Raw genomic sequence first — 23,467 nt, forward strand, 5'->3', positions numbered from 1 at the left:
CTCCTCCCGCTGGATGCATATTTATACGCTTGTCTCTATCATAGCAAAAAAGCGCACCTAGCGGGGAAGTCTGCTATTCAATCTCCATCAGGCTCCTTTTTCTGTCAGCAAAAACGGCTAAGCTGGCATATCCTGCGCGCCTCAGCTGCATTCGCGCTTCCGCGAGGTGCTGCCCGACCTGATCAGGAGCTGTCGCATGGGAGGACAGCGTAATCGGCACTTCATGCTGCGCCAATATTTGCAAAAAGCGATAGCTCGGCGAAAACTCCCGCTGCGTCTGTCCGCGCACGCACGCTGTGTTCAGTTCGGTTGCCGTATCCATCCGCCGCAATGCCCGAGCGATCCGCTGATAGTACGGCAACAGCGTCATTTCATCCGCTTTCGGGCCAAACGCCCTGACCCCGTCCAGATGCGTCAAAACATCGAACAGGCCACTGTCAATCGCCTGCTCCACCACATCAAAATAACGCACGAACCATCCCGGTGATGCATGCACTTCCAGCTGCTCCTGGAGATTGCGAACGAGATAGCCTTTTCCGCCAGGGAAATGGACGGCTCCCATGCATACGTCCCACGGATATTTTTCGATCACCTCGCGCAGCTCGCCTTCCCCGCCCGGAAAATAATCCAGCTCGATCCCGATGCGAAGCGCCACCCCATCTTCCGCCCACCGCTCGCGCTCCTCTGCAAGAAACGCCACATAAGCTGGCAAAGAGTCGTTCGCCATCTGTCCAAGCCACTGCCGCTGCGCTTTGCCTAAACGGTCGTGCCCCACGTGAATAAATTGCTCATAATAAGGACGAAAATCGGCAAAGCGATACAAATGCTCGACGACACACACTTGCGAGATGCCAGCTTGTTTCGCCCGCGCCCGGTACAAATCCAGCCACTCCCTGGAATAAGGCCCTCTTTGGAGCCTATGGGCAAGCCCCTTGACCAGCTCGTGTGCCCAGCCCCTGCTTCCGCTCTCTTCCTTTTCGTCCAGAAGCGGCCGCAGTGCGCACGCTTGCCCGACCAGCCAGTCCAGCGAATACGGTCCCTCTTCCAGATGCACATGAAAGTCGACTTTCATCCCATCCCCCCTGCGGTTTGTCCAACCGTTTTCTACTGTTTGTATGCGCGAAACCGCCGGGATATGTATGAAGGCTCTGTGTCGTTCCTCCCAGGCTGCGAGCCGCTTGTCCGGGACTTTTCGATCTGGATACAACAAGACGGTCACATCCAATTTCATGAAAAACGCCGAGACGTTTTGCACAAAAAAAACCCCCTGATGTTCAGGAGGCAGTTTGCCCGGTTTCAACGGGAAGGGCTAACCATTTTTGCGTTCATACACGTAAAACGTATGCGGGTAGGCATTCTTTTCATCGACAACACCTTCGCGCTTGTCCACAAGCACAAACGCGTCTTTGTCCCACGCAGGGAAAAACGTGTCGCCCTCTGTTTCCAGCTCGATTTCGGTAATGTACATGCGATCTACCACGTCCAGGAACTGCCCGTAAATGTTGGCGCCGCCAAAAATGATGACGTCGCCCAGAGCGAGCACTTCTTCCTTCGTATGGACGACATCGACACCTTCCGGATGAAAGTCGCGGCTTCTCGTCAGCACGACATTTCGTCTGTTCGGCAGCGGTCTGCCGATCGATTCGAACGTCTTGCGGCCCATCACAATCGTGTTCCCTGTCGTGATTTCCTTGACGTTTTTCAAATCGGCGGGCAGGCTCCACGGCATGTCGCCATCTTTGCCGATCACCTGATTTTTCGCGTAGGCCACAATCAGACTGATCATACAGCCACCTCGCCTTTGATGTGCGGATGGGCCTCGTAATCGACGATTTCAATGTCGTCATACGTGAAGTCAAAAATGGACGTCACTTCTGGATTGAGCTGCAGCTTAGGCAACGGCTTCGGCTCGCGAGTGAGTTGCAGCTTCACTTGTTCGATATGGTTTGTATACAAGTGCGCGTCTCCCAGCGTGTGAACGAAGTCGCCCACCTCAAGTCCTGTCACATGGGCAACCATATGCGTCAAAAGCGCATAGGAAGCGATGTTGAACGGCACCCCCAAAAACGTGTCGGCACTGCGCTGGTACAACTGGCACGACAGCTTGCCGTCTGCCACATAAAACTGGAACAGCAAATGACACGGCGGCAAGGCCATCTCCGCGAGATCAGCCGGATTCCACGCACTGACGATCAGGCGTCTTGAGTCGGGATTTTTTTTGATTTCGTCGATCACCCACTGGATTTGGTCGACCGTCTTGCCGTCGCGCCCGACAAAAGAACGCCACTGCTTTCCGTAGACGGGTCCCAAGTCGCCGTTTTCATCCGCCCACTCATTCCAAATCCGCACCCCATTTTCCTGCAGGTAGCGAACATTCGTGTCTCCGGCCAAAAACCACAGCAACTCGTGAATGATCGATTTCATATGTAGTTTTTTCGTCGTGACCAGCGGGAAGCCCTCGCTCAGGTCAAAACGCATCTGGTGTCCAAAAATGCTAATCGTTCCTGTGCCTGTCCGATCCTCTTTCGTCACGCCTTCTGTCAAAATGCGCTGGCACAAGTCTAAATATTGTTTCATCCCCACCACTCCTTCCGTTCTCTATACTAAACAAAGCTGGTCGAAAAGGAAAGCCTTCCATTGCGTGGTATAATAGGCTGGATGATTTTGGTTTTGGAACCGTTTGGAAACCTTTTGAAAACCGGAAACGACCACGTACAGAAAGCAGGATTGGCATGGATGACAAGACAGCAGGGCCAAAAAACAAGCCTTTATATAAACAAATTGCCGAACAGATCGAGCAGCGCATCAGCAGCGGCGAGTTCGGCCCGGGCAGCAGTCTGCCCTCGGAGCGCTCACTGGCAAAAGAACTCGGGGTCAACCGTTCGACGATCGTCGCCGTCTATGATGAATTGCAGGCCGCCGGGATCGTAGAGCGCAAGCAAGGGAGTGGAACACTCGTCAGTCAGGACATCTGGGGGCTGGCTCGCACGCGTGTGCCGAACTGGCGGCATTTGACGGAAACCGGGTCGTTCAGGCCCAATTTGCCGCTGATCCGCAAAATCCGCAGGGAGACGCAGGAAAATGAACTGATCGATCTGGCGAGCGGCGAGCTTTCGCCTGACCTCGTTCCCCGCCACACGCTGTCGCACTTGATCAGCCCGGACGATTTTCCCGATCACCTCGGCTATGAGCATCCGCAGGGCAACTGGTCGCTGCGCGAAACGCTCGGCAAACACATGAAAGAATGGCGAAACATCGAAGCGCCTGCCACGTCGATCATGATTACATCGGGAGCGCAGCAAGCCCTCCACCTCGTCGTGCAATGCCTGCTCAAGCCCGGTGACGCCGTGGCGATCGAGGCGCCATCGTATTGTCACTCCCTGCCGTTGTTTCACTCGGCAGGACTGCGCACCTTTTCGCTGCCCGTAGAGCAAAACGGCATCGATCCGAACCATTTGGCTGAACTGCATCGCAAGCACCGGATCAAAATGGTGTTTCTCAACCCGAACTTTCAAAATCCGACAGGCACTTTGCTGTCGCTGGCCCGGCGGCAACAGCTGCTCGCTTTTTCCGCCGAAAACGGCATCCCGATCATCGAGGACGATCCGTACAGCTTGACTTCGTTTTCCAAAGAGCCGATCCCTACCCTCAAATCGTTGGACAAACACGGCACGGTTTTGTATATCAGCTCGCTGACCAAAATCGTCGCTTCCGGCTTGCGCATCGGCTGGATCGTCGGGCCGCAGACGGTTATCGAGCGGCTGGCGGATGCGAAGCAGCAGTTTGATTTTGGACACAGCATTTTCCCGCAGTGGCTGGCGGACCGTTTTTTGGCTTCGCCTGACTTTGCCCAGCACGTCGATCGGTTGCGCACCCAACTGGCTTTGCGCCACGATCAGCTGCTGTTTTCCCTAGAGGACAAGTTCGGCGAGCAAGTCGCCATGGCAGGTGCACAAGGCGGCATTCATCTGTGGTGCCGCTTTGCCGGAACATGGAGTGAGCAGCAGCTTTTGACGGAAGCGGTCAAGCGCGGCGTGGTCTTCGTACCCGGCCACTTGTTCGGAGCAGAGCCGGGCCACGTACGCTTTACTTTTGGCAGAGCTTCCCTTGCGCAAATTCCTGCTGCTGTGGAACGGTTTGCGGAAGCTTTTACCGCAAGTGGATGAGCAAAAAAACAGCCAAGTGGATGGCCCCTTTTTTTGACGGACGGTATATGATCAAAGCAGAGTGATACAGAAAGGACGATTGACCGTCATGAGTATTTATCCCTTTATTATTGCCGTCATCATCCTCGTGGTCATCGCTTTTGTCGCCACGTTCCTGATCGGTTTGAAACCGACGGAAGGCAAGCAACTGAGCTTCAAGCAACGTTCGCGCAACCTTTTGCTCATATACGGATGTATTACGTCGATGCTTGTCATTGCTTTGGCTGTATTTCTATACAATGTATAAGTCTGACAACGCCAATCTGTTGCGAATGGAATCGAATCGATGATCAACAAAGACGCCGTCTGCCCTGGCTGGGTATGACGGCGTCCAGAATGGAAAGATGACGGCTTAGGTCATCTGCTGTTTGTAAGTGACTGAAAAAGTTGTGCCCTAGCTTTTGCGCGCTACGTTGGCTGCTTGCAATCCTCGCTGCCCATTCACAATCTCGAAGACAACCTGCTCGCCTTCCTCCAAATTCCGGTAGCCTGTGCCGGTGATCGCTGAATAGTGCACGAACACGTCAGGTCCTCCATCCCGCTCAATGAAACCGTATCCTTTTTCCTTGCTGAACCATTTCACTTTCCCTTGAATCATTGCGTTTCCTCCCTGTAATCAGTGCAGCTCTTACGCTTACCTCATCATATGCGGATGCGCCGAAAGTGGATATACAGTAAAATAAATAAAGTACGCTATAAGAGCGCGTGAAAGGAGTGGAGCAACACTATATGAAAAAAGCATGGATCATTGGCTGCGCCCTGATGCTTACAGCATGCTCGGAAATTTCCGAAGGGGTGCAGACGGCACAGCAGGCAGTAGAGACAGGCAAGCAAGCGATTGAAGTCGGCAAACAAGCCGTGGAAGCAGGGAAGCAACTGGCAGAATCGGAAGTTGCCCAGCAATTGCAAACGTACCTCCAGCAAAAGTACGAATCGTCTGAGTCGCTGCGCAATGCGATGTTCAGCGGCGACGGTCAGTTGCTTGTCGACGAGTTGCAAAAGACCGAACTCGCTACCTTCAGCTTTTACAAATCCGACACGTTCGGAGTGGAATACACAGGCAAGCTTGCCGCAAACGGATCGTTTCAGGTGCTGAAGCACGACCTGAACAATCCAAGTGCAGAGCCTACCGTCGTGAAAGAGTTTAAAGTCAGTCTCGACAGCAATGGACAAATTCAAGTCCAATAAAAAAGTAAATAATTAGCAAACGAACCTGCGATAGCGATATCGCGGGTTTTTTAGTTCAATTAAAAACTTTTTATTGCTTCTCTACACAATTTTCTGTGTTTTGTTCTAGATTTTCATATCTGGGCATGATAATGTGTAAGACGTTACTATAATTTTTATAAATATACAACACAACAAGAGGTGCTATCCATGAATATGCTGCTCGCGTCCATTATTGTGTACATGCTAGGCATGCTGCTCATCGGCTACTATGCCTACAAGCGTACCTCCAATCTGACTGACTACATGCTCGGCGGTCGGTCACTCGGCCCAACCGTCACCGCCCTGAGCGCGGGAGCCTCCGACATGAGCGGCTGGCTGATGATGGGCTTGCCCGGTGCGATGTTCGCCTCTGGTTTAAGCGCATCGTGGATTGCCATCGGACTGACTCTCGGTGCGTATGCAAACTGGCTGTATGTAGCGCCGCGCCTGCGAACGTACACAGAGGTAGCCAACAACTCCATCACGATTCCGGCCTACCTGGAAAACCGCTTCGGGGATAGCTCCCGCATGCTGCGTCTCGTCTCTGCTCTCGTCATCATGGTCTTTTTTACGTTTTACGTCTCGTCCGGTCTCGTTTCTGGCGGCGTCCTGTTTGAAAATACGTTCCACATGGACTACCACACTGGTTTGTGGATTGTCGGCCTCGTTACCATCGCGTACACGCTGTTTGGCGGCTTCCTCGCCGTAAGCTGGACCGATGCCGTGCAAGGGCTGATCATGGTCATCGCGCTCATCCTCGTTCCGCTGGTGACGATTTTGACCGTTGGCGGTGTGGGTGAAACTTTTACAACGATCCAGGCGGTGGACCCGTCCCTGCTTGATATTTTCAAAGGGACAAGCTTGCTCGGCATCATCTCCCTGTTCGCCTGGGGGCTTGGTTACTTCGGGCAGCCGCACATCATCGTCCGCTTTATGGCGATTACTTCTACAAAAGAAATCAAGAAAGCGCGTTCAATCGGAATGGGCTGGATGATCTTCTCGGTTGCCGGAGCCATGCTGACGGGTCTGATCGGTATCGCCCTGTACTCGAAACAAGGCTGGACGATTGCCGACCCTGAGACGATCTTCATTCAGCTCGGCACCGTGTTGTTCCACCCGATTATCACCGGATTCTTGCTCGCTGCGATTTTGGCTGCGATCATGAGTACGATTTCGTCCCAGTTGCTCGTGACGTCCAGCTCACTGACAGAAGACATTTTCAAGACGTTTCTCAAACGCTCTGCAAGCGACAAGGAGCTTGTGACCGTTGGCCGCCTCTCCGTCCTGCTCGTCGCTGTCATCGCCTTTTTGCTCGCATTGGACAAAAATGACACGATTCTCGATCTCGTCGGTTACGCTTGGGCCGGATTCGGCGCTTCGTTCGGCCCTGTAATCCTGCTCTCCCTGTACTGGAAACGGATGAACAAGTGGGGCGCACTCTCCGGCATGATCGCTGGCGCCTTGACCGTGATCATCTGGACGCGTTTCGATGTGCTGAAAGACTTCCTGTACGAAATGGTTCCAGGCTTTGCGATGAGCCTGCTTGCCATCGTGATCGTCAGCAAGCTGACCAGCTCTCCATCCAAAGCAGTAACGGATCAGTTCGATCAGTACAAAAAAGTAACGGAATAAGCTGGACTAGTGAATGAAAGAAACGCCCGAGCCTTGCCGATTGTGCAAGTGCTTGGGCGTTTTGCTGTCGCGAGCGCAGCCTGCGCTTGCTTTTCCGCTTCCCATCGTGATGATTCCTGATTCTCCGGGCACAATCGCCCGCTACGCGTCCGGCCACGCTTTTGCCAGCAGGCGAATCCCTTCCCGTATATCGTCCTCCTCCATCCCGCCAAAGCCGACGATGATGCGCGGCAGCTCCATGTCCGGGGCCGTCATCCAGTTGCGCCCGCTCGAATACACGCGGATTCCCGCTTCCCAAGCCGCTGCGATCAGCTCTGCCTCGCACTGCTTCGTATGTACCGCAAGCAAAATGTGCAGCCCGGCAGAATGGCCGAGCACCGTGACGGTAGGTGGCATATAGTCGCGGATCGCTTGCAGCAGGATCGCATGCTTGCGCTGATAGATCGTGCGCATTTTCCGCACATGCTTCTCCCAGTGCCCTTTTTGCATGAACAGCTGCATCGTCCGTTGCAGGTGGCGCGACACCACAGCGGGATAGGCTTGAAACGATTGCAAATAGCGCTCAAGCAGTTCCGCTGGCAGCACCATATAGTCCATTCGCAGAGCCGGGGAGAACGCTTTGGAAAAATTGCCGACATAAACGACGCGCCCCTCCCGATCCAGTCCTTGCAAGGAGGGCGTCGGCTGCACATTATAGCGAAATTCTCCATCGTAGTCGTTTTCGATGATGATCCCGTTTGTGCGCTCCGCCCATTGCAACAGCCGCTGCCGCTGCGCAATCGGCATGACCATTCCGTACGGATACTGGTGCGAAGGTGTCGTATAGACAACCGTTGCCCCGCTCTGCGCAAGGCATTGGATAGATAGCCCGTCAGCGTCCAGCGGAATCGGAACTACCTCATACCCGTGCTGCGAAAACACAATCCGCGCATCGGCATAGCCGGGTTCTTCTACCGCGATCACGCGATGCCGATCCGCAAGCAACAGGCACAAGAAGCTGAGCGATTGCTGCAATCCCGTTCCGATCCATATTTGCTCAGGCGTACAAGCGAGCGTGCGCGCCCTGCGCAAATAGCTCGCCAGTTGTTCCCGCAGCTCCCACTCCCCCTGATCGTCTCCGTAAAAAGCGAAATCGTCCGGATAGCGGTCCAGTGCTTCCAGCATGCACGACCGCCAGGCTGCATACGGAAAATGCTTCGTATCCACGACGGAGCCGTGAAAATTAAAGCGGCAGCTCAAATGATCGCCCTTTTTCTTTTTCAGGCTCCATGCTTTTTGCCGAATGTCCGCCCCTCCCTGCTCCGGCTCCCCCCACACTTCCACCTGTGCGGCAAAAAAACCGCTGCGCTCCCGGCTCGTCAAATAACCTTCGGCAAGCAGCTGCTGATAGGCGGCTTCTACCGTATTTTTCGCTACACCGCTCGCCTCTGCCATCTGGCGGATCGATGGCATCCGCGTGCCCGCCGCAATCTCGCCCGACACGATTTGCTTGCTGATTTGCCTGTACAACTGCCGATAGAGCGGCTCACTGGCATCGTTATGTAAAGTGGGCGTAAACTCCATGTGCTTCGCCTCCTTTTTGTCCCTATTAAAAACACGCACTCTGTCCCTATGTATGCAGAACATTTTCCCGTACAGTAATGGTAACAGATTGTTCAAGCAGAGAGGAGAAAAATCATGCACGTCCATTTGCAAGGAAAAAAAGTTTTGTTGCGCGACATCCGCCATGAGGATATCGATACGCTCTACTACTGGAACTACGAAGCGAAAGACCGGGAGCATCTCAACTGGAACGGCCCGTACAAGCCGCTCGATCCAATGACGCTGGACGAGTACCGCACCCTGCCTCGCCGCGCGGAATCACTCGCGCTGGCCGGCACAGATGCTCCGCGCACACAGCTGATCATCGAGATCGACGGAGAGCTGCGCGGCAGCGTCGGCCGATATTGGGTATCCCAGGAGACGAACTGGTTTGAAATCGGCATTGTCATTTACGATTCGCGCTACTGGTCAAATGGCTACGGGCAGGAAGCGTTCGCGATGTGGATGGATTACTTGTTCACCCATATGGATACGGTGCGGCTGGGAATCGGCACCTGGTCGGGCAATGAGCGCATGATCAAGCTCGCCGCTCGACTCGGCATGCAGGAAGAAGCCAGAGTGCGAAAAGCGCGGATCGTTCGCGGCGAATACTACGATGCGATCAAAATGGGCATTTTGCGCGAGGAATGGGAGCAGCTTGCGCGGAAACAATAGCCACATCGCCAAAAGAAGGCAGGCTGCGCCCCCCATGCTCAGGCGCAGCCAACAACAAAAGGCAGTCACGCCCGTCATTTGCCTGACGAGAGCGCGAACTGCCTTTTGTCTTTTGCCTTATCCTTTTGACTTGATGAGGTGTTAGGAAAGCTCTGCCGCTACGCGATCTACTTTCGCTCCCAGCTCGTCCAGATCGACCGTCATATCCAGCGCGGCGAACAATCCTGTGAAGTATTCGTTGATTTGCTCGACTACCCGGTTGCGCTCCGTGGTGACAAGCTCGTTGAACAAAGCCGTAAACTGCTGATTCAGCTGTTCGCTTCCGGTCGCCACGTAAGCCGTTACAGGCTCCTGCATGCGCTTTTCCAGTTCTTCGCGCAGCTTCAGCTTGCCGTCCAGTTCGAAAAAGTCTTTCGTGTTTTTGAACAGTCCGAGCGCTGGCTGGAATGCCCCTTCCGCTACAGGCAATTCCTCGGCAAAATTCAACGTCTCTACCTGGCGCTGCTGGTACGGCGCCAGTGTCAAGCCTGCCGCGAAAGCATGCACATCTTTTTGCCAAGCGGAAACGAGTGCTGTTCCCTGCTTGCTCAAAAACTTCTCCAGGCGCAGCGTGGTCGCACGCAGCTCCTGCGCCAGGTCGTAGCTGATCGAGCGCAACAGATCGGTCATGCAGCCTTGGAGGGCTTGCTTCATGTTGCGTCCGTCTTCTTTCAGGACAGCCGGGTTGAACGCCACATTGAACAACTCGTTAAAACGGAAGAACAGCCGTTGCTTGACGTAGTAGAGCAGCTCTTCCCGTTCTTTTGCCAAGTCGCGCTCGTACGAAGCAGTCGCCAGCGCGGAAACAGCAGCCAGTGCCCCGGATTGGGCCTTGCTCGCCGCTTCTTTGCGCGCGAGGCGCTCGTCTTCGCCAGATTGAGCCATGCGCATGAACTCGTTCAGCGTGTCGAAAGCGCGGCGAATTTCGCCTGTCGCTGCGTTCACGGCAATTTGCGTCAGTTCCTCGATAGTGAAACGCAAGAACTCTGCCTCAAACGAAGCCATGCCGGACAGCTTGAACGCTTCGTCTGCTGCCATAAGCGGCTCGCCTTCTGCTGTTTGCGTGCGTTGACGGTATACTTTTTCCGCCGAGGCAGCCAGCTTGCCTTTTTCGTGCATGCGCGCCAACAGCGCGGTCTGGCTGGATACCGGATAAATGCGCGGCAAACGGATGCCACAAGTGAGCAAGTTTTTCTCTACGTGCGTAATCACGCCCTGCAACTCTTCCTGGGAAGCGGCGAGATCGGCTGCATTGACGATGAAGAACATCTTGTCCATCTCGAAGGTGTCCTTGACCCGGCCCATTTGCAGCAAAAATTCGCGGTCTGCCTGGGAAAACGCATGGTTGTAATAAGTGACGAACAGAACAGCGTCCGCGTTTTTCATGTATTCAAACGCCACGCCCGTATGGCGGGCATTGATCGAATCCGCCCCAGGCGTATCGACCAGCACGATGCCCTGGTCAGTCAGCGGGCAGGAATAAAACAGCTCGATGTATTCGGCGAAGCAAGCTTTTTCTTCTTTGGCAACAAAGCCTTTGAACGCCTGCATGTCGACAATCAGCTCTCCGCCCAGGTGAGCATTCATCTCGCCCAGCCCTTTTGTGACGGCTTTCAGGAACGTATAGTGCGGCTTCGCTGTCGGCGGAATTTGCGCCACATCGATCTTGTCCAGCTCGGCCAAAGCGCTTTCCAGACTGGAAGCGTGCAATCCGAAAACAGCGAGCGAGCGCAGCACATCCTGCTCGATCGCTTCCCTGCTTTTCAGCACCACGCGGACTGTGCCGTGCGGATGCTCCTCACTCGGCGGCATGATTTTGTTGATCGCTGCCGTAGTCGGATTCGGGGATACAGGCAGGACGAGATCGCCCATCAAGGCATTGGCAAAAGAAGATTTACCCGCGCTGAACGCGCCGAACAGCGCAACAGTGAAGCGGTTCGCTGTCAGACGGTCTGCGCGATCCAGCATCGCCTGCGCCTGTGCTTGCATCCCTGGTACGGAAACGATTTCGTGACTCGCGCGCCGCAGACGTTCTGCTGCTGCAACTAATTTGTCTCGTAGCTGATTCATGATTCTTGTTCTCCTTCACGCATGATTGCCTGCAATCGCTCTCTTATGTTTTCCTCGCTTGCAGTAAAGCTGGCCAACTGCCCGTGCACCGCGGCCATCTCGCGCAGCACGTCGAGACGCTCCTGCTGCGAAGCGCTCTCCGCCTGCATGTTGGTCGCAAGGCGCGCGATGACTTCCTCGATGAACGCAAGGCCAGCGCGTCTGTACTCCAGTTTGATCGCGCTTGCGACATCTGTACAGTAGTTCATCACATATTCGCGGGAAGCCGCTCCATCCTTGATGTGCTTGGCAAGAAACTCGCCCGTAATCACAATCTCGGTCGCATGGACGCGTGCGTGGTAATCTTCGTCGCGCAGCTCGTACGCTTGCAATTGTTTGCTCATCAATTCCTTGAAATGGAAGTCGAGATTGCCCGCCACCTTTTCGCGGAACTCGGCCAGAAGTGCTTCCTCGCGGCGCTGACGCTCTTCCTCCGTCTTTTTCCCTGCGAACAAAAAGCCCATTTTGAAGCCTGGCTTGCGGCTTTCCAGGTAGCTTGCCGCTGCTTCGCTCGTGCTGTAGTAGGTCAAGCGGGCGTTGTCGAGCAAAACACCCAACTCTTTTTCCATCTGGGCACGCGCTTCTGCCGCACGGTTGCCGAGCGACTGCATGATCGCCTGCGCCTGTTCAAGCGCAGCGGCGACAGCATGTGCATCGCGGCTGTCTACATCCGCCACATTCAGGCTGTCCAGCTTGTTCTCAAGCTCCTGGCGCGTTTGCGCATGGCTTGCCTTCACTGCCTGCACGTGCTCCTCGATCAGATGCTCGGCGGCACTGCGCACGCTTTTTGCTACCAGTTCTTCGCGTCCGGCAATCAGCGAGAGCAGCTTTTGCTTCAGCTCCACGTACTGATTTTCCGGGTGGTCAGGCTCAGCCAGGGACGTGTAAAAAATGCCGTCCGGATGAATGTTCCAGGTCGCAAACGCTTCCTCCACACTTTCCTTGTAGCTCTCGAAATCAAGCTCAAAGTCAATGTGCTTGTCGATCATGTTCACGACCAGATACACTGGTTTGCCGCGGTCTTTCAACGTTTTCGTAAAATTGAAGTTCTCTTCTGCCTGGACGTGGTTGTAATCCATCATGTAAATGACCACATCTGCAAGGTGCAGCGCGGATTCCGTAGCGATTTTGTGCGCGGCGTCCGTCGAGTCGATCCCCGGGGTATCGAGCAGGCTGGAGTGTTCGTCGAGCAGCGTTCCGGGATAGGAAACTTCCACCGATTCAACGGTATCCCCATCGACCGCAAACTGCTTGAGCTTCTCCATCTCCGTATCCGGATCAAACGTCACGACATCGCCGTTCATTGTATAGACGCGAGCGGCTTTTTCGCCCCCGCGGATCTTCACTACATTGGCGCTGGTCGGTATGGGATTGGACGGCAGCAGGCTGACGCCCAGAAGCGTATTGATCATCGTGGACTTTCCTGCGGAGAAGTGTCCGCAAAAAGCGATGTTCAACTCTGCTCTCCTTGTTTTTTCAGCCAACTGTCTCAGTTTGGCAGGGGTTGTCGCATCTCCCTGCTCCCCCATCAACTGCGCAAGCTGCTCCCATGTAAGCGCGAGTCTTGAAAAGTCTGTATCCCGAACCAAAACTTGACTGTCAAGCACTACTATTCCACCCTTCTCCGTCATTCCTACTCTCTCTACTACTCTCTATTCTACCATGCCGAATGTATCATACCTCATAGGGTTGTTCAATTCTTTGTGCGAAAGTTTGTCGTGGAACTTTCATCCGCATAATTTCCCTCTGTTCTGGAAAAAATCGCACTAACATGCTATTCGCATTTTGAACGGGAGGGAATTCCATGATGCGAAAATTTTTCGCCCAGCGACGCAAAAAGAAAACCTCTCCCTTTTCCCAGCACATGCAACAGCGGCAAACGCCTGAATTAACGCTCTCTCCCAACCTTGCGGATAACTTGGAGCTGTTCCGTACTTTATTGGGCAACCCCCACGATTTGCTGATCCGCACGTTTCTCATCGGCAATACAAACCATACGTGCGCGGTCATTGCCCTTGACGGATTAGCGGATTCGGATATGCTGCATAACCAAGTCCTGGGGCACATCCAGTTGATGATCTCCACCTCGGAAAAATCGGTTCCCCCTGAACCTGACGAGATCATCCAGCTCCTTTTTGAAGAAGTATTGTCCGTTGTCGAGATCAAAAAAGAAACATCGCTTACCGCAGCCCTCGACTGTATTTTGTCCGGAGACACAGCCCTGTTTGTCGATGGTTCCAGCGAGCTGATCCTCATCGACAGCAAAGGCTGGAAAACCCGCGGCATCGAAGAGCCAGTCTCCGAGGGACTCGTTCGCGGCCCACGGGACGGCTTCACGGAAAGCATCCGCGATAATACCGTGCGCATCCGCAGACGGGTAAAAGACCCCAATCTGCGCTTTGAAAGTTCATGGGTAGGGACACGCAGCAAAACCGAGCTGATCATCGCCTATATAGATGACATCGTCGATCACGAAATGCTGGACGAGGTCAGACGGCGGATTGCCACGATTGACATTGACGAAGTCGAGGAATCCGGTTTTATCGAACAGTGGATCGAGGACGATTTTCTCTCGCCCTTCCCGCAGGCTCACAACACCGAACGGCCGGACAAGGTCAGCGCTTCGCTGTTTCAAGGACGCGTAGCGATCCTGCTCGACGGTACGCCGATGGTGTTGATCCTCCCTGTCACAATTGGCCTGCTTCTGCACTCGCCGGAGGATTACTACGAACGCTGGATCGTCGGTACACTGACACGGCTTTTACGCTATCTGGCCGCTTTTTTCGCGGTGTTTTCCCCATCGTTGTATATCGCACTTGTGACGTTTCACCCGGGCTTGATCCCGTCCGATCTCGCCTTCTCGATTGCCGCCACGCGAGACGGTGTTCCGTTTCCCGCCTTCATTGAATCGCTCATGATGATCACGACCATGGAGTTGCTTCAGGAAGCCGGGCTGCGCCTGCCCAAGCCGATCGGACAAACCGTCGGGATCGTCGGCGGTTTGGTCATCGGAGATGCAGCCGTATCCGCCGGGATTGTAAGCCCGGTCATGGTCATCGTCGTCGCGCTAACAGCCATCTCCTCTTTTGCGATCCCGTCCTTTCAGTTGGCGATCGCTTTTCGCATGATCCGGTTTTTCGCCATGTTTGGCGCGGCCATCTTCGGAATATACGGGGTCATTTTGAGCTTGATCGCCATCATGATCCACCTGTCGAATTTGACGAGCATCGGCTATCCGTACCTGGCTCCGCTTGCGCCGCAAATGCCCAGGGACTGGAAAGATTTGATCTTGCGCGCACCTGTGACCTTCTTGAAAGAGCGGCCGCAAGCCCTGCATCCAGAAGATGAAATTCGCATGAGAACAGGGGATTCCAAATGAGTGCACAAACCTTGTCGGAAAAAATGATTAGCAAAAATCATATGGGCATCAACATCGCCTCGGTTACAGTCGGGGTGGGCATCCTCACTTTTCCCCGCGCCCTGGCAAAAGCAACGAGCGGGTTCGACGGCTGGATTTCTGTCGTGATCAGCGGGCTTGTCGCTTTATTGATCGGGTGGTTGCTGGCGAAGCTGGCGGCACGCTTTCCCCGGCAAACGTTTTTTGACTACACCGCTATCATCGCGAGCAAACCTGTCGCCTATGCGCTGACCTTGCTCGTCTGTCTGTACACGATGCTGTTTGTGTCGTTTGAAATCCGCGCGATCGGAAATATCGCCAAGCAGTATTTGTTTTACAGTACGCCCGTCGAGATGATTACCCTCAGCTTTTTGTTGATCGTACAATACGCCGTGGCTGGATCGCGTATCGCCATGCTGCGGCTGAACCTGCTTTTTCTGCCCGTTGTCCTCGTCGTGATCTTTTTCGTTCTGGTGTTCACCACGCAACTGTTGGAAATCGAAAACATCCGGCCTTATTTTTCTTCAAGCTGGAAATCACTTCTGGAAGGCTCCAAAGCGGTCGGGCTTTCTTACTCCGGCTTTGAAATCATCCTGTTCTATACGATGTTGATGAGAAATCCAGAGGAAGGACCTAAAGCAATGCTTCTGGGGCTGTTCATCCCCGTCTCCCTTTACGTCACCATCTACATTTTTGTCATCGGGGTCTTTTCCGCCGAGGTCGCCAAAAATCTGACCTATCCGACCATTGACCTCGCGAAGGAAGTAGAAATTCCCGGCGGTTTTTTTGAACGGGTAGAGTCCATGTTTTTCACGATCTGGATCATGACCATTTTCAACACGTGCGTCATGTGGCTCGACATCACCATTCTCAATCTGACCTCCATGTTTCGCAAAGTGAAAAAGATGGTCTGGATTTTGGCCCTGTCGCCGATCATTTACTTCGTGGCGATGTTGCCGCAAAACCTGGTCGACTTCTTCGCTTTTGCGGACGCCATCACGTATTTCGGCATGATCATCGTCTATTTATGTCCGATCTGTCTGCTCCTGATCGCCATCATGCGCGGGGTGAAGGGGCATGAATAAGCGCTTTGCCTTGCCGACCATCCTCGTCATCGTCTCGGCTCTGCTCGCCGGGTGCTGGGATCAGGTGCAAATCGAGGAGCGCGGCTTTGTCGTCGGAATTGCGATTGATGCGCCCCGGACAAAAGAAGTGGAAAAACGGGCGGCCAAAGAGGCACCGCGAAAACCGAAAGTGAAGCAACGCTTTCTCGTCACCCATCAGCTCGTCATCCCCGGAGGATTGATCGCGGGTAGCCAGGGAGGCGGCGGCGGGCAAAACACGACGAACGAAGCGTTTTTGAACCTCACCTCAGAGGGTGACTCGCTCTTCGAAGTGTCCCGCGAGCTGGCTACGCGTACGAGCCGCGCTCCTTTTTACCAGCATCTGAAAGTGCTCGTCATCTCCGAAGAAGTGGCGCGTACTCCCAACGGCTTCGCCAACGCCATGGACTTTCTGCTGCGCGACCCGGATTCCAGACGGAGCGGCAAAGTGTTTATTGCCAACGGGTTAGCCAAAAGCATCATCGAGGTCAAGCCGAAAACAGAAAAGCTGCCCTCGCTCTACATCAATTCGATTGGCGAAAATATCGAAAAAAACGCGCGCATGCTCCCCGAGGTACGCATCGGCGATATTCATGAAGAATTGCTTAATCCGTTCAGCTTCGTCATCCCCCGAGTACGGGCGGAAAAAAATGAAATCAAGATGGCAGGAAGCGCCGTATTTTCCCTCTACAATCAGATGGTCGGCTTTCTCGGCGAGGAAGAGACGGAAGGCTTGAACTTTCTCACCGGGAGCATTGATGGAGGACTGTTGAAAGCCAAGGTAAAAGGCGATCTCGTCGTATTGAACATTCAAGGAACGAAGCATGAAATCGTGCAAGACTTGCGAGACAAGCAAAATTTCAAGTTCACCATCAAAATCGAATGCGAGGGCATTTTGGCGGAAGCCTACGCGCTCATGGATTTTCTCAGCAAAGAAGAGACGAAAAAGCTGGAACGCGCCTTCGCCAAGGAAATCGAGCGGATGTGTCTGGACACGCTGCAAAAGGTGCATAAGGAAATGAAAGTGGATGTCATCAAGCTGGGCAGCAATATCCGGCAAAAAGAATACTCGCTCTGGAAACAAATCCAGAAAGATTGGGAGAGCGGACAGCGCCTGTACGAAAAGAGCACGATCAAGGTCGAAGCAAAGGTGTATTTGCGCAATGTCGGCTCCATCAACCGTTCAGAGTTAGAGGAAGGAAGGTGACAGTTATGTTCAAATACTTCGGTTCTCTGCCTCCGTTTCTCACTTTCGGCGGAGCCTTGCTCGCTTTTTTGATTCCGTACCTGTTTTATGTCGCAAGCAACAAGCTGCACGAATGGGGCGATCCGCCCTGGAAAAAAGACAGAAAAACCAACTCGTGAAGAGCAAGCTGACGGACATAGAAAAGGCACACCCGCTTGATCGCTGCGGGTGTGCCTTTTCGTTCCACTCGTATATTCGGATTGCCTGCTTGCTACTGTGCGAGCAAATCGGCGAAAGCTTTGGCGTACGCTGGCAAATCTGGCGGACGACGGGAACCGACGATGTGTCCATCGACCACGACCTCTTCATCGATCCAAATCGCACCAGCGTTTTCCATGTCATCCTTGATGCCTGGCGTCGACGTTGTTTTCACTCCATGCAAAATTTTTGCCGAAGCGAGCACCCAACCTGCATGGCAGATGTGACCGATCGGCTTTTTCGCCTCGTGCATGGCACGGACAAACGCGAGCACCTCCGGATAACGCCGCAGCTTGTCCGGCGCCCAGCCGCCCGGAACGAGCACGCCGTCGTACTGCGAAGGATCAATCTCGCTCATCGCCTTGTCCGCTTCGCATGGCACACCGTATTTTCCGATGTAGACATGTCCCGCTTTCGGTCCAACCAGATGAACAGCCGCCCCTTCCTCGCGCAGCCGGAGCACCGGGTACCACAGTTCCAGATCTTCAAATTCGCTTTCCACAAAGCAGACTACTTGTTTTCCCGCAAGTCTCACGCGATCCGCCTCCTTTTCCTCTTTATTGTACGCTCTTTTCTAAGAAATTGTTGCTTTTAGAAAAGCCGTGAGTTGCTTGATATTTATAGTACCAAGCGAAGCGTGCATTCACGGTAAATGGAAATCCTATAGACTTCCTGATTTTCATTATAGAACACACGTTTCCACAACAGCAATAGCAACAAAATTTGCGAAAAGAGCCTTATTGTAAACAAACGAAAGAGCAATTGGAAAGGCTGCGAGCTGCAACGTCCCTTTTTCGGACAAAATGAAAAAGTGAGAAACAGGTCTACTCACTGTTTCCCACCTTATAACGAAAACCATATGTATAGATTGCTGGTGCCGGTAGAGGGACTTGAACCCCCACGGTTTCCCTCACGATTTTGAGTCGCGCGCGTCTGCCAATTCCGCCATACCGGCCTGTTCGTGTGTAAAATGGTCGGGAAGACAGGATTCGAACCTGCGACCCCTTGGTCCCAAGCCAAGTACTCTACCAAGCTGAGCTACTTCCCGATTTCCCACACGTTATTGCTCCTTCTATTCGACAAAATCCGATAGGAGTCGCAACACTTAGATATTTTACAGGCAAGTCGTCCCAAAATCAATACCGTTTTTTAAAATGATCTGCCTGCCCGCTCCTTGTCCGTTTTTTGGCGCTAGATCGCTTCCGGTTCATATAGGCGCAAGGACGTGCTGAACAAGCAGCGCAAGTTTTCCCGCCTGCTTTTTTCGGATGTTTTTTGCGCAGCCAGTCCATATACAAATGCCGCGCCGCTTTGCAGCCCCACGCCTGAGCCTGCCGGGCAGCTTGAATCGAGAGGGAGAGCATGGCACGGTGACAAGTCTCCTGCAATAACTCTTCGGCAATTTCGCGCAACCCGCACACCCGGTACAAATAACGATACAGTGGGTGCTGGTGCTCAGCGATCCATTCGCTCCATAATTGTGCCTTCATCTCCCACCTCCCTTTCATCCAAACGGAGTCAGTACGAAAATGTCACCACTTCTTTCCTGAAAATTTGCGATCGCTTCTCAGGCGCAGCATGCGCTCCTGCGTTTTGTTAGCGCCGCCCTCGCCCCAGGCCGCACCTTGCCCCTCACCCGCCGCCTGCATCCGCGCACACACGGCTTGCAGCAACCCGGCACGATTCTGAACAGTTGGTTTGGCAAATTGAATGGATAGTCCAAAGGATGACGCCCGACTATAATCCAGCGGCCGTCCGGCAGCTTTTTCAACTGATACACGCGAAAAAAGCGGTCGCTCGGGTCAAACTGAAACCAGACTGCGATGGTCACGCACCTCGCACTCTTTTTCAACACCTGCGATTTGACGATTGGAGTCGCTCCGATCCCGTCTCCAACCGGAACGGCAAGCTGGCCGTTGATCCTTCTCAGATCGAGATTGCCGATCACGCGGTTTGCGAGGCAAGGCGTCATGAATCTCGTCAAGAACCGGCGAATTTTGCTGACGGAATTAAAGCGTTTGGGCAAAATGACGCCTCGATTGCCTACACGCTTGTGTGCTGAAAACACGATCGTCCAAAAAGCCTGCTCCGCTTGCCGGACAACCCCAACCCACTTTTTCTTCATCTCGCATTCCTCCCCTCCTACAAGGGTATGCAACCACCAGCGCAAACGGTTGGGCACATCCCCCATACATAATTGCGGGCAAACAGGAGAAAGTAGTACGGTGTGCCACATCAACCATCTGTTCAAGGAGGAACAAACATGCCAAGCCAAATCAACACAGACTCTCTGAAAAAAGCCGAAGTGGCGACCACTCTCGCGAAAAATATGATTACGCAAGCCATCGAGCAATCCGCTGCCAACCCGCAACTGGCCGAGGAAGCATTGAAGCAAGCTTCCCAGGAGATTGCCCAGGCGCAAACGATGGTGTCGCAAGTCCAATCCACGCTGCAAACACAAGCCCAGTCGCAACAGAGCCAATCCTAGCCCTGGTGCTTGAACAGGCAAAACAGGCAGCCGCATGGTGCGGGATGCCTGTTTTTGCCGCTCGCTATTCGCCTGTCCTGTCCAGTTGTCCGATTGATCGTCGTTGGCACCCCGCTCCTTGTTACCGTAAAATAAAGGCAACTTGTGTGCAAAGGAGAAAGAGGCGATGGCTATGCAACCACTGGGCGGAATCAACCATTTTCTGTTTTCGGTAGCCGATTTGGAACGCTCCTTTTGCTTTTACCGTGACGTGCTCGGCGCCAAGCCGCTCGTCCGCGGCAGAAAGCTGGCTTATTTTGACTGGAACGGCTACTGGCTCGCTTTGAACGAAGAACCCGACATCCCCCGCAACGAGATTTCCTTGTCCTACACGCATCTGGCCTTTTCGCTTTCCGAAGCCGCTTTTGACGACTGGAAACGTCATCTGCAACAGCACGGCGTCCCCATTTTGCCGGGCCGGGAACGCGATGAACGGGACAAGCGCTCGCTTTATTTCACCGACCCCGACGGGCATAAGTTCGAGCTGCACACTGGAACGTTGCAGGATCGGCTCGCCTACTACCGCGAAGCTATGCCACACATGACTTTTTTCGATTGAAGCAGCCTGACTTACATAAACATTTCACAAATTCACAGTAGTTCCACAGTATCATTTCTTCCTCGAATGGTATAATCAGGTAGGTAGTGAGAACTATTTTGGATGACGGTGGCTGACCTATTCCGTGGCATGGATAGGTCAGTTTTTGATAAAAAAGCGGAGGGATTCTATGTTTGGCAAGCGTTGGGCGCGATCACAAACGGCCCCGATCCAGGAAAGCGATATCGCGATGACAGAGCAATTGCGGGCAAAAGTAAACTTTTTGCAAATGAACAATGACGATCTCAGGCGGCTCGCGCAAATCGAACCGCTCATAACCGAGCATATCGACACGATCACCGAGCGGCATTATCAGATGCTTGGCCATTATGCGAATTTGATGAATATCATTGAAGTCCATACTACTGTAGGACGCCTCTCCGGTTCCTTTCGCCACTATTTGCAATCGCTTTCCAACGCACAACTCAACGATGCCTACGTCGCGGGACGGGAAAAAATCGGGGAAGTCCACAGCAAAATCGGACTCGCCCCAGAGTGGTACACCGGCTCTTACATGCGGCTGTACGAATGCTTTATTCCCGCCATCGTCCATACTTACAGCAAAAAGCCGGACGAACTGTCTTCCATCTTGCTTGCCTTGATCAAGCTGCTCACGCTCGACTCCCAGATCGTGCTGGAAGCTTATCAAGAGGATCACGACTACAAAACGATCGACCGCCTGGGCAATGTCCTGGAGCTGGTCATGCAAATCGATAAAATCAAGCATGTACTCGATACCATCGACACGACAAGCGTGGAAACCGGCACGGTCAGACACGCAGCCGAGCAATTGTCCGAATCGGTGCAAAAGGTAGCCGCCTCCGCCGTGCACGTGGCGGAAAATGCTGCGACGACCATGGAGCAGGCCACAGCCGGGCAAAAAATCATCCAGACGTCATTGACAAGCTTCCTGTCCATGGCGGAAGAATTTAATGAGATGCAGGCCAAAATCTCGTCGCTGACGACTTCCATCGAAGCTGTCTCCCAAGTCGTGCAAGTGATCAAAAGCGTCGCGGATCAGACGAATTTGCTCGCCTTGAACGCCTCTATCGAAGCTGCCCGGGCGGGTGAGCATGGGCGCGGCTTTTCCATCGTCGCCGAGGAAGTGCGCAAGCTCGCGGAACAAACCAAACATTCCGTACAAAGCATCACCAGCACGATGGATACCGTCCGCCATGAAGCGAGCCTGGTCAAAGAAACGGCGGCTCTGCTTGGCACTCATTTCAACGACAATGCCACTCAGACACGCGAAGCGATCGAGTTGTTAGGCGAGATTGTGCAAAATATCGAACAAGTAGGCCATGCGACGGGACACATCGCTTCGTTGACAGAAGAACAGTCAGCTTCAACCGAAGATATTTCCATGCGAATTTCCCAGGTGGAGAACAATATGGAACAAATTTTCACCCACGTCTCCCACGCAGGCAAAAACGTCTACGAAATCGGGGCTGGCATCAACGCCCTGCACAAAAACAGCATCAGTCAAATTACACGCCTGAAAGCCAAACACAGCTTGCGCATCGTCAAAACCGACCATCTGCTCTGGAAATGGTGGGTGTACAACTTCTTGCTCGGTTATCATTCCATCACGGAAAAAGACCTCATCGATCACCACAATTGCCGTCTCGGGCTTTGGTATGACGGGGCGAAACAAAACCAGGCGATCAGCTCCCTCCCCGCTTTCAAACGGCTGGCAGAGCCGCACAGAGGGTTTCACGACGCGATTCGCCATATTTTCACGCTGGCTTCTACGGGCAAACAAAAAGAGGCCGAGATGGCATTTGCCATCCTGGAAGCACGCTCTGCGGAGGTGCTTGCCTGTCTGGACGATCTCGCTTCCGAAATGAACCAGATTACTTCCTAACCTTTTTCCTGCGGCGAACAGCGCGTTTTCTGGACGAAAGCGCGGAAGCAGGCTGGGCCACCCGCAAGCCAAGCGCGCGCATCGCCCGGTGAATCGGAAAAGCGATCGACAGCCTGCCGTCTGCTGAGCCTGCGAAGTTGACGGCAGCGGCGTAGTTGTTTGCGGTCAACCAGACAGAGCCGGAATCACCTGGCAGCGAAATCGGCGCGGCGCTGCGGATCACGGTCTGGTTGCGGAAGCGAATCGTTCCCAGTCCGCCGTAATCTCCGTAATCGACGTTAATATCGGTGTGAGTCGACTCTACGACTCCATGGACGAAGCCCGTGGTCCGGCCTACCTTTTTCAAACGGCTGCCGATCGCATAAGAGCGGACATATCCGGGAATCGTGCCGACTTTCGCATAGCGCGGAGCAAGCAGGTTATTGGAAGTCGGAATGCTGATCGCCACATCCATATCGTTGACGGCATTTTTTCGCAGCCGGACAAAACGGTACAGTTGTCCAATCCGGTCGCGTCCGGAACGCCCGCCATCCGATCCTCCCGGCTGGATTGTCTCCGTGTAGCCTCCGGTATTGTTGCGGTTCAAAACGTGGTTGTTGCTCAACAAAAAGCGTTGTGCCCGTCTGAGCGCTCCGGTCACGATCAGGCCCGCCGTCCCGGACGCTCCCGGATATCCTACGCTGACGCCTGCTATCACCGGACGAATCCTCCGGCGATAGCTCGACGTTGCCCGCCATTTTTGATGGCTGCTGCATCTCCCCGATGTCACTGTTCGCACAGGGACAGCCACATGGGAAGTAATCTTTGGCCGCTTTCCGCCTTTTTTCCGTTTGACCGCCACGCAGCTCGGGCAGCCTTTTTTCACGGCGGCACTAGCGTCCAGCGTATACAGTACGACACAAGCGCCCTTTTGGTTGTTCCTGCCGTTTACATATCCGACGCCAATGCCCATGACACCGGGCATTCGCTTCCATTTTTTCACGAGATGGTTCTTCGCTTTCAGCGCCTCCCGAAAGGTAGCCATGCACTCATCTTTCCTTCCCTGTTGATTTCGTACATAGCCATCGTATGTCTGACTTGGCCA

Annotated in this window: 24 protein-coding genes and 2 tRNA genes; 12 read left to right on the forward strand and 14 right to left on the reverse strand. The window is 53.7% G+C overall.

What is annotated here, in order from left to right; translation table 11 throughout:
* Nucleotides 1–73 precede the first annotated feature (73 nt).
* The 3 genes from DEP07_RS10780 to DEP07_RS10790 are packed head-to-tail and all read right to left on the reverse strand — an operon-like array spanning nt 74 to nt 2,577.
* A complete protein-coding gene (locus tag DEP07_RS10780; protein WP_287102455.1) occupies nt 74–1,255 on the reverse strand; it encodes a PHP domain-containing protein in 1,182 nt (393 codons plus the stop codon).
* Between the two features lie 54 nt (nt 1,256–1,309).
* On the reverse strand, nt 1,310–1,786 hold the full coding sequence (locus tag DEP07_RS10785) for a dihydrofolate reductase (RefSeq protein ID WP_122963850.1): 477 nt from the start codon (nt 1,784–1,786) through the stop codon (nt 1,310–1,312).
* On the reverse strand, nt 1,783–2,577 hold the full coding sequence (locus DEP07_RS10790) for a thymidylate synthase (protein WP_173596807.1): 795 nt from the start codon (nt 2,575–2,577) through the stop codon (nt 1,783–1,785). Before DEP07_RS10790 ends, DEP07_RS10785 begins: the two co-directional genes overlap by 4 nt.
* Before the next feature lie 155 nt (nt 2,578–2,732).
* Here DEP07_RS10790 and pdxR (DEP07_RS10795) point away from each other — a divergent pair, with 155 nt between their 5' ends.
* Complete coding sequence (gene pdxR / locus DEP07_RS10795) at nt 2,733–4,166, forward strand: MocR-like pyridoxine biosynthesis transcription factor PdxR (RefSeq protein ID WP_242774827.1); 1,434 nt, start codon at nt 2,733–2,735, stop codon at nt 4,164–4,166.
* Between the two features lie 88 nt (nt 4,167–4,254).
* The gene (locus DEP07_RS10800) at nt 4,255–4,452 is read left to right on the forward strand and encodes a hypothetical protein (protein ID WP_063227951.1); all 198 of its coding nucleotides are present in this window, start codon (nt 4,255–4,257) and stop codon (nt 4,450–4,452) included.
* A gap of 147 nt (nt 4,453–4,599) precedes the next feature.
* Here DEP07_RS10800 and DEP07_RS10805 read toward each other — a convergent pair whose 3' ends face one another.
* On the reverse strand, nt 4,600–4,803 hold the full coding sequence (locus DEP07_RS10805) for a cold-shock protein (RefSeq protein ID WP_063227950.1): 204 nt from the start codon (nt 4,801–4,803) through the stop codon (nt 4,600–4,602).
* A 131-nt stretch (nt 4,804–4,934) separates the two neighbouring features.
* Between DEP07_RS10805 and DEP07_RS10810 the strand changes: the two genes are divergently transcribed.
* Nucleotides 4,935–5,393 (forward strand): hypothetical protein, encoded by a 459-nt coding sequence (locus DEP07_RS10810; protein ID WP_122963847.1) that lies wholly within the window; start codon nt 4,935–4,937, stop codon nt 5,391–5,393.
* Between the two features lie 189 nt (nt 5,394–5,582).
* Nucleotides 5,583–7,046, forward strand: a complete 1,464-nt coding sequence (gene putP, locus DEP07_RS10815) for a sodium/proline symporter PutP (protein WP_167470273.1) — start codon at nt 5,583–5,585, stop codon at nt 7,044–7,046.
* A gap of 6 nt (nt 7,047–7,052) precedes the next feature.
* On the opposite strand, the gene DEP07_RS10820 is transcribed toward putP, so the two are convergent.
* Both DEP07_RS10820 and pdxR (DEP07_RS10825) read right to left on the reverse strand, forming a co-directional pair.
* Complete coding sequence (locus DEP07_RS10820; protein WP_267901891.1) at nt 7,053–7,178, reverse strand: hypothetical protein; 126 nt, start codon at nt 7,176–7,178, stop codon at nt 7,053–7,055.
* 9 nt (nt 7,179–7,187) lie between these two features.
* Nucleotides 7,188–8,609: a MocR-like pyridoxine biosynthesis transcription factor PdxR gene (gene pdxR, locus DEP07_RS10825; RefSeq protein WP_122963845.1), complete on the reverse strand. Its 1,422-nt coding sequence runs from the start codon at nt 8,607–8,609 to the stop codon at nt 7,188–7,190.
* 114 nt (nt 8,610–8,723) lie between these two features.
* Here pdxR (DEP07_RS10825) and DEP07_RS10830 point away from each other — a divergent pair, with 114 nt between their 5' ends.
* Nucleotides 8,724–9,302 (forward strand): GNAT family N-acetyltransferase, encoded by a 579-nt coding sequence (locus tag DEP07_RS10830; protein ID WP_122963844.1) that lies wholly within the window; start codon nt 8,724–8,726, stop codon nt 9,300–9,302.
* Between the two features lie 141 nt (nt 9,303–9,443).
* Here the strand turns inward: DEP07_RS10830 and DEP07_RS10835 are convergent, their stop codons facing one another.
* A complete protein-coding gene (locus DEP07_RS10835) occupies nt 9,444–11,411 on the reverse strand; it encodes a dynamin family protein (protein ID WP_122963843.1) in 1,968 nt (655 codons plus the stop codon).
* Complete coding sequence (locus tag DEP07_RS10840) at nt 11,408–13,057, reverse strand: dynamin family protein (RefSeq protein WP_373926274.1); 1,650 nt, start codon at nt 13,055–13,057, stop codon at nt 11,408–11,410. Before DEP07_RS10840 ends, DEP07_RS10835 begins: the two co-directional genes overlap by 4 nt.
* Nucleotides 13,058–13,254: 197 nt before the next feature.
* Here DEP07_RS10840 and DEP07_RS10845 point away from each other — a divergent pair, with 197 nt between their 5' ends.
* From DEP07_RS10845 to DEP07_RS10860, 4 genes are read left to right on the forward strand one after another with little or no spacing between them, the layout of a single operon-like run.
* Nucleotides 13,255–14,829 carry a spore germination protein gene (locus DEP07_RS10845; RefSeq protein ID WP_122963841.1) on the forward strand — a complete coding sequence of 525 codons (1,575 nt, stop codon included), beginning with the start codon at nt 13,255–13,257 and terminating at the stop codon, nt 14,827–14,829.
* The gene (locus DEP07_RS10850) at nt 14,826–15,932 is read left to right on the forward strand and encodes a GerAB/ArcD/ProY family transporter (protein ID WP_173596801.1); all 1,107 of its coding nucleotides are present in this window, start codon (nt 14,826–14,828) and stop codon (nt 15,930–15,932) included. The genes DEP07_RS10845 and DEP07_RS10850 overlap by 4 nt, the downstream gene beginning before the upstream one ends.
* Nucleotides 15,925–17,157 (forward strand): Ger(x)C family spore germination protein, encoded by a 1,233-nt coding sequence (locus tag DEP07_RS10855; RefSeq protein WP_122963839.1) that lies wholly within the window; start codon nt 15,925–15,927, stop codon nt 17,155–17,157. The genes DEP07_RS10850 and DEP07_RS10855 overlap by 8 nt, the downstream gene beginning before the upstream one ends.
* Complete coding sequence (locus tag DEP07_RS10860; RefSeq protein WP_167470270.1) at nt 17,154–17,315, forward strand: hypothetical protein; 162 nt, start codon at nt 17,154–17,156, stop codon at nt 17,313–17,315. The genes DEP07_RS10855 and DEP07_RS10860 overlap by 4 nt, the downstream gene beginning before the upstream one ends.
* 92 nt (nt 17,316–17,407) lie before the next feature.
* On the opposite strand, the gene DEP07_RS10865 is transcribed toward DEP07_RS10860, so the two are convergent.
* From DEP07_RS10865 to DEP07_RS10885, 5 genes are all read right to left on the reverse strand, one after another.
* Nucleotides 17,408–17,929, reverse strand: a complete 522-nt coding sequence (locus DEP07_RS10865) for a type 1 glutamine amidotransferase domain-containing protein (protein ID WP_122963838.1) — start codon at nt 17,927–17,929, stop codon at nt 17,408–17,410.
* A gap of 337 nt (nt 17,930–18,266) precedes the next feature.
* A tRNA-Leu gene (locus tag DEP07_RS10870) sits at nt 18,267–18,349 on the reverse strand.
* 16 nt (nt 18,350–18,365) lie between these two features.
* A tRNA-Pro gene (locus DEP07_RS10875) sits at nt 18,366–18,442 on the reverse strand.
* Nucleotides 18,443–18,530: 88 nt separating this feature from the next.
* Complete coding sequence (locus DEP07_RS10880) at nt 18,531–18,884, reverse strand: sigma factor (protein WP_229049728.1); 354 nt, start codon at nt 18,882–18,884, stop codon at nt 18,531–18,533.
* Between the two features lie 77 nt (nt 18,885–18,961).
* Nucleotides 18,962–19,519, reverse strand: coding sequence for a hypothetical protein (locus DEP07_RS10885; RefSeq protein WP_173596800.1), 558 nt, complete (start codon nt 19,517–19,519; stop codon nt 18,962–18,964).
* A gap of 138 nt (nt 19,520–19,657) precedes the next feature.
* On the opposite strand from DEP07_RS10885, the gene DEP07_RS10890 reads away from it, so the two are divergent.
* The 3 genes from DEP07_RS10890 to DEP07_RS10900 all read left to right on the forward strand — a co-directional run bounded on the left by DEP07_RS10890 (nt 19,658) and on the right by DEP07_RS10900 (nt 22,383).
* Nucleotides 19,658–19,882, forward strand: a complete 225-nt coding sequence (locus DEP07_RS10890) for a hypothetical protein (RefSeq protein ID WP_063227938.1) — start codon at nt 19,658–19,660, stop codon at nt 19,880–19,882.
* A 172-nt stretch (nt 19,883–20,054) separates the two neighbouring features.
* Nucleotides 20,055–20,480, forward strand: a complete 426-nt coding sequence (gene fosB / locus DEP07_RS10895) for a metallothiol transferase FosB (RefSeq protein WP_173596905.1) — start codon at nt 20,055–20,057, stop codon at nt 20,478–20,480.
* A 169-nt stretch (nt 20,481–20,649) separates the two neighbouring features.
* Nucleotides 20,650–22,383, forward strand: a complete 1,734-nt coding sequence (locus DEP07_RS10900; protein ID WP_173596799.1) for a protoglobin domain-containing protein — start codon at nt 20,650–20,652, stop codon at nt 22,381–22,383.
* Here DEP07_RS10900 and DEP07_RS10905 read toward each other — a convergent pair.
* A complete protein-coding gene (locus DEP07_RS10905; RefSeq protein ID WP_173596798.1) occupies nt 22,373–23,407 on the reverse strand; it encodes a hypothetical protein in 1,035 nt (344 codons plus the stop codon). The two genes, DEP07_RS10900 and DEP07_RS10905, sit on opposite strands and share 11 nt — an antisense overlap.
* Between the last annotated feature and the right edge of the window lie 60 nt (nt 23,408–23,467).

Origin of the sequence: Brevibacillus sp. (genome assembly GCF_003521185.1) — a bacterium.
Taxonomy (GTDB): domain Bacteria; phylum Bacillota; class Bacilli; order Brevibacillales; family Brevibacillaceae; genus Brevibacillus; species Brevibacillus parabrevis.